The organism is Nonomuraea muscovyensis, from assembly GCF_014207745.1.
Classification (GTDB): Bacteria; Actinomycetota; Actinomycetes; order Streptosporangiales; family Streptosporangiaceae; genus Nonomuraea; species Nonomuraea muscovyensis.
Window position 1 is genome coordinate 2,440,016 of record NZ_JACHJB010000002.1, and the last position, 12,934, is coordinate 2,452,949.

Annotated in this window: 11 protein-coding genes; 4 read left to right on the forward strand and 7 right to left on the reverse strand. The window is 72.5% G+C overall.

What is annotated here, in order from left to right; genetic code table 11:
- Nucleotides 1-4: 4 nt before the first annotated feature.
- Both cydB and FHU36_RS28065 read left to right on the forward strand, forming a co-directional pair.
- Entirely contained in the window at nt 5-937 is a 933-nt protein-coding gene (gene cydB, locus FHU36_RS28060) for a cytochrome d ubiquinol oxidase subunit II (protein ID WP_312891875.1), read from the forward strand.
- 306 nt (nt 938-1,243) lie between these two features.
- Complete coding sequence (locus FHU36_RS28065; RefSeq protein WP_185086789.1) at nt 1,244-1,657, forward strand: SSI family serine proteinase inhibitor; 414 nt, start codon at nt 1,244-1,246, stop codon at nt 1,655-1,657.
- A 279-nt stretch (nt 1,658-1,936) separates the two neighbouring features.
- Here FHU36_RS28065 and FHU36_RS28070 read toward each other — a convergent pair whose 3' ends face one another.
- The 7 genes from FHU36_RS28070 to FHU36_RS28100 all read right to left on the reverse strand — a co-directional run bounded on the left by FHU36_RS28070 (nt 1,937) and on the right by FHU36_RS28100 (nt 9,199).
- Nucleotides 1,937-2,359: a hypothetical protein gene (locus FHU36_RS28070; RefSeq protein WP_246502588.1), complete on the reverse strand. Its 423-nt coding sequence runs from the start codon at nt 2,357-2,359 to the stop codon at nt 1,937-1,939.
- Nucleotides 2,360-2,437: 78 nt separating this feature from the next.
- A complete protein-coding gene (locus FHU36_RS28075) occupies nt 2,438-3,496 on the reverse strand; it encodes a leucine-rich repeat domain-containing protein (RefSeq protein WP_312891876.1) in 1,059 nt (352 codons plus the stop codon).
- Between the two features lie 30 nt (nt 3,497-3,526).
- On the reverse strand, nt 3,527-5,902 hold the full coding sequence (gene cutA, locus FHU36_RS28080) for an aerobic carbon-monoxide dehydrogenase large subunit (RefSeq protein WP_185086792.1): 2,376 nt from the start codon (nt 5,900-5,902) through the stop codon (nt 3,527-3,529).
- On the reverse strand, nt 5,899-6,378 hold the full coding sequence (locus FHU36_RS28085; RefSeq protein WP_185086793.1) for a (2Fe-2S)-binding protein: 480 nt from the start codon (nt 6,376-6,378) through the stop codon (nt 5,899-5,901). The genes cutA and FHU36_RS28085 overlap by 4 nt, the downstream gene beginning before the upstream one ends.
- Nucleotides 6,379-6,386: 8 nt before the next feature.
- Nucleotides 6,387-7,331 carry an FAD binding domain-containing protein gene (locus tag FHU36_RS46550; RefSeq protein WP_185086794.1) on the reverse strand — a complete coding sequence of 315 codons (945 nt, stop codon included), beginning with the start codon at nt 7,329-7,331 and terminating at the stop codon, nt 6,387-6,389.
- Nucleotides 7,328-8,707 (reverse strand): uracil-xanthine permease family protein, encoded by a 1,380-nt coding sequence (locus FHU36_RS28095; RefSeq protein WP_185086795.1) that lies wholly within the window; start codon nt 8,705-8,707, stop codon nt 7,328-7,330. Before FHU36_RS28095 ends, FHU36_RS46550 begins: the two co-directional genes overlap by 4 nt.
- Nucleotides 8,708-8,995: 288 nt before the next feature.
- On the reverse strand, nt 8,996-9,199 hold the full coding sequence (locus tag FHU36_RS28100; RefSeq protein WP_312891878.1) for an RNA-binding S4 domain-containing protein: 204 nt from the start codon (nt 9,197-9,199) through the stop codon (nt 8,996-8,998).
- Nucleotides 9,200-9,391: 192 nt separating this feature from the next.
- Here FHU36_RS28100 and FHU36_RS28105 point away from each other — a divergent pair, with 192 nt between their 5' ends.
- Together FHU36_RS28105 and FHU36_RS28110 are read left to right on the forward strand one after the other, a co-directional pair.
- The gene (locus FHU36_RS28105; protein ID WP_221496604.1) at nt 9,392-11,866 is read left to right on the forward strand and encodes a ligand-binding sensor domain-containing protein; all 2,475 of its coding nucleotides are present in this window, start codon (nt 9,392-9,394) and stop codon (nt 11,864-11,866) included.
- A 68-nt stretch (nt 11,867-11,934) separates the two neighbouring features.
- Nucleotides 11,935-12,900 carry a C39 family peptidase gene (locus tag FHU36_RS28110; RefSeq protein ID WP_185086798.1) on the forward strand — a complete coding sequence of 322 codons (966 nt, stop codon included), beginning with the start codon at nt 11,935-11,937 and terminating at the stop codon, nt 12,898-12,900.
- Nucleotides 12,901-12,934 lie beyond the last annotated feature (34 nt).

Below are 12,934 nucleotides of genomic sequence, written 5' to 3' on the forward strand. Positions count from 1 at the left end.
AACAGTGATCGACCTGTGGTTCGTCATCATCGCCTTCCTGTGGACCGGCTACTTCATGCTGGAGGGCTTCGACTTCGGCGTGGGGCTGCTCGCCCCGTTCGTCAGCCGTGACGACACCGAGCAGCGGCAGAGCCTGCAGACGATCGGGCCGGTCTGGGACGGCAACGAGGTGTGGCTGATCACCGCGGTCGGCGCCATGTTCGCGGCCTTCCCCGCCTGGTATGCCGGCGTTTTCAGCGCCTTCTACCTGCCCGTGGTGCTCGTCCTGGTGGGCCTCATCGTCCGGGGCGTCGGCCTGGAGTGGCGCGGCAAGGTGACCGACCCGGTCTGGTGCGACCTCGGCATCGTGGTGGGCAGCGCACTGCCGGCGTTCCTGTGGGGCGCGGTCTTCGCCAACATGGTGCTCGGCACCGCGCTCGCGGCCGTCGTGGGCGGGGTGTTCACGCTGGCGCTGTGTGTGCTGCACGGCGCCGTGTTCCTGGCGCTGCGCACCGACGGCCCCGTACGGCGGCGCGCCCGGGCGGCGGCGCTGGCCGCGGGCGCGGTGACGCTGCCGCTCGCCGTCGTCGCGCTGGCCAACCTCGCCTTCGGCGCGGGCGCGGCCGGCCTGCCGGAGACCGGCCCGGTGTTCGACGCGCGGTCGGTGCCCGCGCTGGCGGCCATGGGGGCGCTGGCGGCGGCGGTGGCCCTCATCTGGCGGCGGCGCGAGGGGTGGGCGTTCGCCGCCACGGCGACGGCCATCGCGCTGACCTCGGTGTCGGTCTTCACCGTGCTGCGCGTGGTGCCGCTGCCCGGCCTGACGCTGGCCGAGGCGGCCTCCGGCCCCTACACGCTGACCATGCTCACCTGGATCGGGCTGATCGCGCTGCCGTTCGTCCTCGTCTACCAGGGGTGGACCTACTGGGTGTTCCGGAAGCGCGTCTCACTGGCTCACTGACCAGGCTGTGATGTAGGTCACTAAAAATAGTAAAGGTCGTCAGGAGATCGCGTCAGACGATTGACGCCCACCCTGCCGAAACGATCGCCGCCACCGGGAAAGGGTCCGTTTTACGGTCACACCGATGCCGGACGCGCGGGTTGCTCCGTAGTATTTCTCGTTCTAGCATCACGGGGCGCAAGGATTTACGGCCCACCGGCAATAAGTCCGTGCGTATTCTCCTCCGCATCAGGGGGCGGGTCCCGGAAAAGGGCCGCCCCTCCACCCCGCTATCGCCATCGCGATAGAGACCAAGGAGGTCCCCATATGCTGTTCCGGCGAACCATGCCCGTGGCCGCCGCGGCCGGCCTGGCGCTCCTGCTGGGCGCTGCTCCGGCCACCGCGACGTCCGTCACCCCGTACGACCCCGTCGGCGTCTACGTGCTGACCGTCACCCCCGACGACGGCACCACCGCAGAACCCCTGGCGTCGTCGACGCTGCTCTGCGGCCCAGACGGCGGCGCGCACGCCGCGGCGGCGGCGGCCTGCGGGCAGTTGCGCCGCACCCAGGGCCGAGCCGAGCGCATCCCCGAGGACCCGGGGCCGTGCACCCGCGAATACGCCCCGGTCCGCGTCGGCGCCGTCGGGATGTGGCGCGGGCAGCGCCGCGAATACGCCCGGACATTTGCCAACCGGTGCGTGGCGATACGCGCCACCGGCGGCATACTGTTCGCATTCTGAGGCGTAACCGCTCATTAACCCGGGGTGGCTCGCGGCGACTGTCCGATGAACGGCCGACCGCATTTCGGGATGCCCCGAAAAGACCGGGGGAACATTTTCTCCAGTGATGCCGGGCCTGCTTTCCGCTCGGCCTCATCGACATATTCGGCGATATTCGGCCGGCCGGGGACGCGGGCGCCGACCGTGCGCGCCGGTCGCGCGCGCCTCCTCCCCTGACGCCGCCGGCAGGCCGCCGACAGCCCGTCGGCGGCCTGCCGGGTGGCCCTTCACCGGGCCCCGTCAGTAGCCGGCGGGCTGGGCCGGCTGCGGCGACTTGGTCCGGTGGTCGTTCAGGTGCAGGTCGCCGTTGAGCGGCCCCTTGAGCGCCCGCAGCACCTCGAGCTTGGACAGCACGGTCCACCGGTAGCCCACCAGGTGGGGGTTGTACTCGGGCGCCCGGTCCATCCAGACGTCCTTGTCCTGCTCCGACAGGAAGGTGTTGACGAAGAACTCGCCGTGCTCGGTCTTGCAGTACCCCGTCCGGATGTCCTTGGCGTCGACCTGGATGCGGGGCTTGCACCCCACCTTGGCCGAGAGCTCCTCGACGCTGAACACCTGCAGCTCGGTGGGGTCCGGGATGGGCTGGTCCGCTCCGCCCGCGAGGGGCGCGCCGCCGGTCCCGCCGCCTCCGCCGCCCGAGCAGGCGGCGACGAATGCGACCAAGAGCGCAGAAGCGGCCAGACGTGCAAATGTCGTCATGTGCCGAGATACGCAGCCCTCCCCGGGCCGGTTCACCCGGATTCACACCAGAACGGCACAGCCGCGCTCCCGCAGCCGCCGCAGCGGCTCGGGGTCGCCGTCGAGCTTGTTCCACCGCAGGTCGAGCTTGGCCAGGGCGGGCAGGTCCGCCAGCTCGGCGGGCAGCTCCCGTAGCCGGTTGTTGCGCAGGTCCAGGTGGGCGAGCCGGGTGAGCCGGGCGATCCCGGCGGGCAGCGCGCCGAGGAGGTTGTCGCGCAGGTCGAGGTGGCGCAGCTCGCCGAGCCGGGCCAGCTCCGGCGGCAGCGCGGTCAGCCGGTTGCCACGCAGGTGCAGCTCGCGCAGCCGGCCCAGGTCGCCGAGGGAAGCGGGCAGTTCCTCCAGCCGGTTGCCGGACAGCCGCAGCTCCGTCAGCCCCGCCATCGCGCCGAGGGAGCCGGGCAGGCGGGTCAGCCGGTTGGCGTCCAGACCCAGGTAGGCGAGCCGGTCCAGCCGCCCGAGGGCCTGCGGCACCTCGGTGAAGGCGTTGTCGCCCAGGTAGAGGTAGTCGGTGAGGCCGAGGTCGCCCAGCTCGGGCGGGATGGTGGTGAGCCGGTTGTGGGCCAGGTCGAGCATCCGCAGGGCCGTCAGCCCGCCGACGGCCGGCGGCACCTCGGTGAGCCGGTTCTCGGCCAGGTTGAGCGACTCCAGGCAGGTCAGCTCCCAGAGCGTCCCGGGCACGCCGGTCAGCCGGTTGCCGCCGAGCGACAGGTGCCGCAGCCGGGCGCCGAGCCGGCCGGGCGGCAGTTCGGCGACGGCGTTGCCGTACAGGAAGAGCGTCTCCAGGCCCGGCGGGCAGGCGGGGACGTCCGTCAGCCGGTTGCCGTCGAGGTGGAGGGCGCGCAGCGCGGTCAGGCCCGTGAGGTCGGGCAGGGCGCCCAGCCGGTTGCCGTCGAGCCGCAGCTCGGCCAGCGACGGCAGGCCGCCGAGCCACGGCGGCAGCTCGGCCAGGTCGTTCCAGGCCAGGTCGATCAGCCGCACCCCGGCGAGGTCGTCCGCTGTGCCGGGCACGCGTGTCAGCCCCCGGCCGGGCGCACGCAGCTCGCCCTCTCCACCCGTCGTCACGGTGTCGATCATGCCAGCCCGCCGGGGAGCTCAGGTGCCGGAGTGGCCGCTCCTGAGCTCGAACAGCTCCGACGGCGAGATCGGCATGCGGTCGATCGGGATGCCCTCCGCGTCCTCGACGGCCGAGGCCAGCACGGCGGACACCGGGATGACCCCGGCCTCCCCGGCGCCCTTGATGCCGAGCGGGTTGAGCGGCGAGGGCGTCTCCAGGTGGGCGGTCTCCACGCGCGGGATCTCGGTGGCGTACGGCATGAGGAAGTCCATGAACGAGGCGTTGACGAGCTGCCCGTGCTCGTCGTAGACCATCCGCTCGTACAGGGCGCCGCCGACTCCCTGGGCCACCCCGCCGTGGATCTGGCCCTCGACGATCATCGGATTGATCAGCCTGCCGCAGTCGTGCACGACCGCGTAGCGGACGATCCGCACCTCGGCGGTGAGCGGGTCGGTCTCGACGATCGCCGCGTGCATCCCGGCGGCGAACGTGGACCTGACCGGCGAGTAGTAGTCGCGCCCCTCCAGTCCAGGCTCCTCGCCCTCCGCCACGGGCGGCCGGTCGGGCGAGGTGGCGCCGGCGAACTGGGTGGCCCTGGCCGCCTCGTCGTCGAAGGCGTAGCGCAGCGGGTTGGCCAGCACCGCGACCGTGGACAGCGGGATCGAGGCCGACGGCGTGCCGGCCCCCAGCCCGGAGACGCGCACGAGCCCGTCGGAGATCTCCAGGTCGGCCGGGTCCGCCTCCAGCGCGTCGGCGGCGATGCGCAGCGCCTTCTCGCGCACCTTGCGGCAGGCCAGCGCGATCGCGTTGCCGCTCATCACGGCCGCGCGCGAGGCGAACGTGCCGACCGCGTAGCCGAAGCGGCGCGTGTCGCCGGTGACCACCGAGACGCGGTCGAGGGGCACGCCCAGCTCGGTCGCGGCGATCTGCGCGAACACCGTCTCGTGGCCCTGCCCCTGCGAGGTGAGGCCGGTCGAGACGTGCACCCGCCCGTCGGAGGTGACCATGACGTGCCCGCCCTCGTACGGCCCGACGCCGGTGCCCTCGACGTAGCAGGCGATGCCGATGCCCCGGCCGGGCCGCCGCTCGAAGCCGTCCCAGCCGATCAGCTCCTTGACCATGCGGAGCATCTCCGGGTAGTCGCCGCTGTCGTAGATCAGCGGCCGGCCGTCCTGGAACGTCATGCCCTGGTCGTACGGGAACTCGTGCGGTTCGATGAGGTTGACCCGGCGCACCTCGGTGCGGTCGCGGCCGAGCCTGCGGGCGATCTTGTCCATGGTCCGCTCCATGCAGAACACGCCCTGCGGCCGTCCGGCCCCCCGGTACGGCGTGACCTGCACGGTGTTGGTGTAGATCGAGCTGAACTCCACCCGGTAGGCGCCGATCCGGTACGGTCCGAGCAGCTGGGTGGAGGTGATGATCGGCACGATGATCCCGTACGGCGTGTACGCCCCGTGGTCGTGCAGGATCGTCACGTCCAGCCCGAGCACCCGGCCCTCGTCGTCGAAGCCGACCTCGACGTGCTGCACCTGGGCACGTTCGTGGGCGGAGGCGACGAAGTGCTCGCGCCGGTCCTCGGTCCACTTGACCTCCCGGCCGAGCAGCATCGCCGCCCACGGCACCAGGATCTCCTCCGGCCACGGGTGGACGATCTTGACGCCGAACCCGCCGCCCACGTCGGGGGCGATCACCTCGACGTGCGGCAGCGGCACGCCGAGCGCGGCGGCGACGGCCATGCGGACGCTGGTCGAGGTCTGGGTGCTGGAGTAGACGCGCAGGTCGGTGCCGTCCCATCGGGCGTACACGCCACGGCCCTCCAGCGGCATGCTGGCGCTGCGTTCGATGTCGAGCCGGAACGCCAGCCGATGCGGCGCCGCCGAGACGGCCTCGCGGGCGCTCGCGCCGGTCGCGGAGGGCACCTCCTGCACGAGGCGGGCGCCCACGTTGCCGGGCACGTCCTCGTGCACGAGGTGCGCGCCGCGCGCCGCCTCCTCCAGGCCGACGACCGGTTCGAGCACCTCGTAGTCGACCTCGATGAGCGCGCAGGCGTCCTCGGCGAGGTAGCGGTCGGCGGCCACCACCATGACGACCGGCTCGCCGACGTGCCTGACCACCTCGCGGGCCAGCGGGTGGGCGGTGCGGCCGTGGGTGAGCGCGGGGTGCGGGATGAGCAGCGGCAGCGGGCGGCCCACCCGTTCGGGCAGGTCCTCCCAGGTGTAGACGGCGACCAGGCCGTCCACGTCGAGGGCGGCGGAGACGTCGATGTCGCGGATGCGGGCGTGCGCGTGCGGCGAGCGCACGAACGCCACCTCCAGCGCCCCGGCGCCGAGGTCGTCGAGATAGCGGCCCCGGCCGGTGAGCAGCCTGCCGTCCTCCCGGCGTGGCACCGGCTCGCCGAACAGCCTGGTGCTCATCGCCCCTCCTCCGCCAGCAGTTCGGCGGCCCGGTGGACGGCCTTGACGATGTTCTGGTAGCCGGTGCAGCGGCACAGGTTGCCGGAGATGCCCTCCAGCACCTCCTCGTCGGACGGCGTGGGGTTCTCGCGCAGCAGCGCGGTCACCGTGCACAGGAAGCCGGGCGTGCAGAAGCCGCACTGCAGCGCGTGACACTCGGCGAAGGCCCGCTGCACCGGCGACATCCCCTCCGGCCCGGCCAGCCCCTCCACCGTGGTGAGCTCCCGGCCGTCCACGGTCACCGCGAACGTCAGGCAGGAGCGCACCGGCTCGCCGTCCAGCAGCACCGTGCAGCAGCCGCACACGCCGTGCTCGCAGCCCACGTGCGTGCCGGTCAGGCCGAGGTCGTGGCGCAGGCAGTCGGACAGCAGGCGCCGCGCGGGCACCCGCGCCCGCCGCGCGACGCCGTTCACCACCAGGGTGATCTCGTGTTCCACGTCTCTCCTCACCGCGCGCGCTCCCGGTCCCCCTCGCCGGCCGCCCGAGCGTCCCGCTGGGCGGCGCTCTGTGCGTCCCGCTGGGCGTCCCGCTGGGCGGCGCTCCGGGCGGCCGTCCGGGCGGCTTCGGCGAGCGCCCGCGCGGCCAGGACGCCGACGAGGTGCCGGCGGTACGCGGCGCTCGCGTGCACGTCGCCCTCCGGCTCGGTGACGTCCTGGACGGCCCGCGCCGCGTCCGCCCAGTCGCCCGTGTCCGCCGGGCGGCGCCCGCACGCGCCGGTCACGTCGGCCACGACGGGCACCGGGCCGACCCCGACGCACGCCGCCCGGGCCGCGGCGACGCGCAGGTCCTCGTCGAGGGTCACCACGGCGCAGACCCCTGCCAGCGCGTAGTCGCCGTGCCGCCGGGCCACCTCGTGGAACGCCGTCCCGGACCGGGCCGGCAGTGCCGGGAAGAACGCCGAGACGGCCAGCTCGCCGGGCCGGACGGCCGACTCCATCGGGCCGAGGAAGAACTCCCGCGCCGGGACGTCCCGCTCGCCCGCCCCGTGGCGCGCCAGCCGCACCGACCCGTCCAGGACGGCCAGCACGGCGGGCAGCTCGGCGGCCGGGTCGGCGTGCACGAGGCTGCCCACCACCGTGCCGCGGTTGCGGATGACCGGGTGGGCGACCAGCCGCAGCGCCTGCCCGAGCAGCGGGTGGGCGGCCGCGCGGCCCACCTGCGCGTGCCGGGCCAGGGCCCCCACCGTGACGCCGGCGGGCCCCGCCTCCAGCACGGCCAGCGACGCCAGCCGGTTGATGTCGACCAGGTGCTCCGGCGCGGCCAGCCGCATGTTGAGCATGGGGATGAGGCTCTGGCCCCCGGCGAGCACCTTTCCGTCCACCCCGGCGAGGGTCTCCAGGGCCTCGCCGAGGTCCCGGGGCGCGTGGTAGGCGAACGGCGGCGGCTTCACCCGGTCGCTTCCTCCCCGGTCGCTTCCCTGCCCGCCGCGACGGGCTGCGGTCTGCCGGCGATGGCGCGCAGCAGGTGGTAGCCGCCCACCACCACGATGGTGCCGAGCGCGATGCCCTCCAGCCGGAAGTCGCCGCCGATCAGGTGCTTCACCGGTCCGATCGCCAGGATGATGCCCGCGCCGATCGGGACCATGTTGACGGGGTCGGCGAAGTCGACCTTGTTCTCGATCCAGATCTTGGCGCCCAGGAGACCGATCATGCCGTACAGGATGACGGTCACGCCGCCCAGCACGCCGGACGGCGTGGCGGAGACGAGCGCGCCGAACTTGGGGCTGAGCCCGAACAGGATCGCGATGACGCCCGCGATGTAGTAGGCGGCGGTGGAGTAGACCTTGGTGGCGGCCATGACGCCGATGTTCTCGGCGTAGGTGGTGGTCGGCGAGCCGCCCACCGCGCTGGTGACCACGGTGGCGACGCCGTCGGCGGCGATGGCGCGGCCCACGTACGGGTCGACGTCGGTGCGGGTCATCTCGCCGACGGCCTTGACGTGGCCGATGTTCTCGGCGATCAGCGCGATGAGGGCGGGCAGCACGAGCAGCACGGCCGACATCCTGAAGTCGGGCAGGTGGAAGTCCGGCAGCCCGACCCAGGGGGCGTCGGCGACCTTGCCCAGGTCCACCCGGTAGTGCGGCGCGATGTTCAGCGTGCCGTCGTTGTAGGCGGGCACCTGCCCGAAGACCCGGTCGGCCCCCCACGACAGCACGAAGCCGACGACCAGGCCGAGGAGGATGCCGATGCGCCCGACGAACCCCTTGAACGCCACCACGACGACGAACGTGACGAGCATCGTGACCAGCGCCATCCACTGGTCCTGCGGCCAGTAGACGTCGGCCACCACGTACGCCAGCCCGAACCCGATCAGCATGACCACGGCCCCGGTGACAACCGGCGGGAAGATCCGGTGGATGACCTGGACCCCCAGGACGTGCACGGCCAGCCCCGCGAGCGCCAGCACCAGCCCGGCCACCAGGATCGCCCCGGTGACGATGGCGTCGGCCCCGGCCGTGTCACCGCCGAAGATGGCCCGGATCGCCAGCACCCCGCCCACGAACGAGGCGCTCGTGCCCAGATAGCTCGGCACCCTGCCCTTGACGATCAACAGGAACAGGATCGTGGCGACGCCCGACATCATGATCGCGACGTTCGGGTCCAGCCCCATCACCAGCGGGAAGACGAACGTGGCGCCGAACATCGCCACCACGTGCTGCGCCCCGAACCCCACCATGCGCGGCCAGGTGAGCCGCTCGTCAGGTCTGACCACCTCGCCGGGAGCCAGATGCTTGCCGTCACCGTGTTTGGTCCAGCCGAAACCCATGAGACCCCTCTTCAACCGGGCCGTCGGTCAGGTGGCCGCCCCGCAGGCTCCTCCGCGGCGGTTCTTTCCGTTGCGGGCACATTAGGCCCGCCGGCTCTTTGCTACACGGGCATGATCTGCCAAATTCCCCTCCTTCACCAGCGTTCCCCTCACTCACGCGGCTGCACCTGCGAACGTGCGCCCGTTCCGGCGGTCAGTTCCAGCAGGGCGGCCGGTGGTAGAGCCCCCGTCCCGCCCGCGCCCGACTCAGGGAATCGATGTGACGACTTCTCGTGAAGGGTGTCCGGGTCAGACCACGCGGATGGCGAAGCCCTCCCCGGTGACGAGCTGCCCCGACCGGATCTTGCACGTCTTGCGCAGCTCCACCTCGCCGTCCACGAGCACCATGCCCTCGGCGATCAGCATCTTCGCCATCCCCCCGGTCTCGGTGATCCCGCAGTACTTCAGCAGGTCGCACAGCGGGATGTAGTCGGAGCGCAGTTCGAAGTCCACGGCACCAAGGCTAGAGGACCGCCGCACCATTGACGCGCCACGCCCGCCAGGTTACGGTCTGGACCAAAATTGAAGAACGACGGACACACCACGTGGAGGTGGGGTCGTGCCGACTCTCCTGGAGGGTCCTTCAGCCTGGCCGATCCGGCGGCACGCCCGACGCGGGCCCGCCCGCGGGACGGGCGGGGGCGCGTGAGGCGCGCCCTGCGGGGAGCGGTGGCGACGGCGTTCCTGGCGGCGCTGCTCGCGGCGCCGCTCACGCCGGCGTCCGCGGCCGACCTGCGGATCGCCAACGGGGGCTTCGACGAAGGGCTGACCGGCTGGAGCGGGTCGCACAGCCCGGGCGGCGTCACCGCCGTGGTCTGGGACGGGCGCACCACCGCGCGCGTCGCCGACGCCGATCCCGATGCCGCCTACGGCAGGGAGAGCCTGCCGGGCCTGCCCGCAACGGCGGGCAGGCGCTACACGCTGTCGGCCGACGTGTGGGCCGACAGCGGCGCCGCGCACCTGTACGTGCGCTTCAGGGACGCCTCCGGCCGTCTCCTCGGCGGCGGCGCGAACGCCTCGGCCACGGGACGGCGATGGAACCACCTCACCACCTCGGGCATCGCGCCCACCGGCACGGCCACCGTCTCGGCCCTGATCTACTCCGGTGTGGCCGACGTGGGCACCGCCTACTGGGACGAGGTGCTCATCACCGGGGACAGGACCGATCTGGGCGTGCAGATCGAGAGCAGCGCGCCCAACGCCACCACCTTCGCGGGCGGCAGCGCCTATGCCCTCTACACCGGCACAGCCGACGCCAACCCGCAACTCGCCGTGATCGACGTGGCCGGCGAGAAGGTGACCCGGAAGATCACCATTCCCGACACGGCGGCCACGCCCACGGTCGGCGGCTGGGCCGCGGCCACGGCCACCGACGGCAGCGTCTACCTCGGCACCTATCCCAACTCCAAGCTCTACCGGCACGTCCCCGGCCAGTCCACGGTCACCGACCTCGGGCGGGCGGAGGGCGGCTACTCGTTCATCTGGGACCTGGAGCCCGGGGCGAACGGGAAGGTGCACGGCGGCACCTACAACGACGGCCGCTACTTCACCTACGGCGGCGGCGCCTTCACCACGATCGGCGCCGTGCCCGTCGTGACCGGCGCGCAGTACGTGCGCAGCCTCGCCCACGACCCGGCGGCCGACGCCACGTACCTGGGCACGGGCACGAACGCCGCGCTGATCAGGTTCGACAACCTCACGGGACGCGTGGACCACCTCCTTCCGGCGGCCTACGCGCACAACTCCATGGTGGGCGGGCTCACCTGGACGGGCGGCAGATTGTTCGCCTGGATCGACCGCACGCTGCTCGTCCTGCGCGTGGTGCGCGATGCCGACGGTTCCCACACCGCCGTGACCGACGCCGCGATCACCGACGTGGACCTGCACCACTCGCCGGCCCGCGACGGAAGGGTCTGGTTCGTCAGGGAGGGGCTGCTGCACTCCTACGAGGTGGCCACCGCGACCGTGCGGGCGACCTCCGTCCGGCCGGGGCTGGACGTCACCGGCTACACCTGGTCCGGCGGCACGCTGGTGGGTCTCGGCGCGGCCGAGGACGGCACCAGGATCTTCAAGTACGACCCCGCGAACGGCCAGTGGAGCAGCCGGGTGGTCTCCGGCGCCCCCGTCCTGCCCGCCGCGATCAACGCGCTCGGCACGGGGCCCGACGGCAGGATCTACACCGGCGGCTACCTGACCGGCGGCACCGGCGTCCACGACCCGCTGCTGGGAGACGGCGACGACGGCAGGCCGGACACCCCGACCCGCACCGGGCTCAGCCAGACCGACAGCCTGCTGGCGCACGACGGCCGGCTCTACATCGGCGCCTACCCGTCGGCCAAGCTCTACAGCCACGACCCGGCGGACCCCTGGCCGCCCAGGCTCCGCTACACCGGCGGCGAGGCGGGCAGCAAGGCCGACGACTGCGAGCCGGGCAAGGGCCCGCCGCCGCAGGACCGGCCCTACGCGCTCGCCGGCGGGCCGGACGGCACGGTCTACATGGGCACGGTGCCCAAGTACGGCAAGCGCAGCGGCGCACTCACGCTCTGGAAGGAGGGCACGCCGGGACGGACCCTCTGCGTGGTGGCGGACCAGGCCGTCGTGTCGCTGGCCTTCGCGGGAGGCACGCTGTTCGGCGGCACGTCCACGCGCGGCGCCCTGGGCGTCGATCCCGTCTACGCTCCGGGGGCGTCGGCCACGCTGTTCTCCTACGACCCCGGCACCGGCGCCGTGCGCCCCCATCCGCTCCCGCTGCCGGCGCCCAAGGCCGTCACCGCCCTCGCGGAGGTGGACGGCCGGCTCTGGGGTCTGGCGGGCGGGTCGCTGTTCACCCTCGATCCGGCCCGGCCCCAGGAGATCACGGTGAACCGGCTCTTCCCCGACCCCGACTACGCCGCCAGGCCCAGCCTCGCCTGGCGCGACGGGGTGCTGCTGACCGTGGCACAGGACCCCCGCCACGTGTACGGCACGGCCGGCGACCAGATCTTCCGCATCGACAGGTCGACGAAGGCGCTCACCGTGCTGCTGACGGCCCCGGGGATGGAGGGGCTGACGGCCGACCGCTTCGGCCACCTCTACTACAAGATCAACGAGCGCCTCTTCCGGCTCGTCGCATGGCCGTAATTTCGGCCTGAACCGATAACGGGCGTCTCGCACGCCTCGACCCCTAAGGAAGCACGCAGGTGCGAAGAATGTTCAGAGCGTTACTCTCGGTCCTGACCGGGGCGGTCCTCGCGGTCGTCGTGGCGCCTGCGCTGCCCGCCCACGCCGGGATCTGGCACGAGTACCCGTTCCCCGCCAACAGGACCTGCAGCGACAGCAGGGTCTACAACGGCACCGCCTACCAGGTGTGCCTGGAGTTCAACTCCGCCCGCACCCAGGTGCGCTCCATCGCCTTCATCAACCCGGGGGCGTACACCAACTTCCAGGTCAACCTGCGGCTGCGGTTCGGCGGGGGCGGCCCGGACATCAGCGACTCGTGCCCGACGATGACCACGAACGCCAGCAGGGCCTGCTACACCGCCTTCACCGACCTGCGGCGCCCCTATGTCGTCACCGAGGCCACATTCGGCATCGCCGGCACGTGGCAGCTTCCCGTCCGCGCCCTGGACATGAGGCTGTCCGCCAAGGAACAGGAGCGGGACAACTGGTGCGGCCCGGGCGTCGTGCAGACCACGCTCGCCACGATGGGCTACTCGGCGCCGCCGCAGTCCGACCTGGCCGCCAGGCTGCACACCGACGAGATGCTCTTCGGCGTCACCATGCCGGGCAAGATCCCCGCCGCGATCAACTCCTACATCCCGGACTCCGACTGGCAGTACAAGTGGGAGGAGATAGCGGTCTCCAACGGCCAGACCTACGAGGCCGGCATCAACCGGATCGTCGCGTCCCTGTCCCGCGGCAGGCCGGTGATGATCCTGGTGATCCCGGGCAGGCTGCCGTGGAACACCAGCGCCGGCCCCCTCCTCCGCCACTACCTGACCATCCACGGATACGGCGGTGTGGTGCACGCCGACGGATCGGTGCATCCTTCGACGTTCAAGGTCGCCGACCCGGCGGACGCGAGCGAGCACTCCATCGACGTGGACGAGCTCCTGCTGGACAACGCCAACCTCGCGTGGAACGGGATCGACACCGTCGCCATCGTGCGGACCTGACCCGCCGGCCCCGGGCCGGTGCGGGCGACGCGCC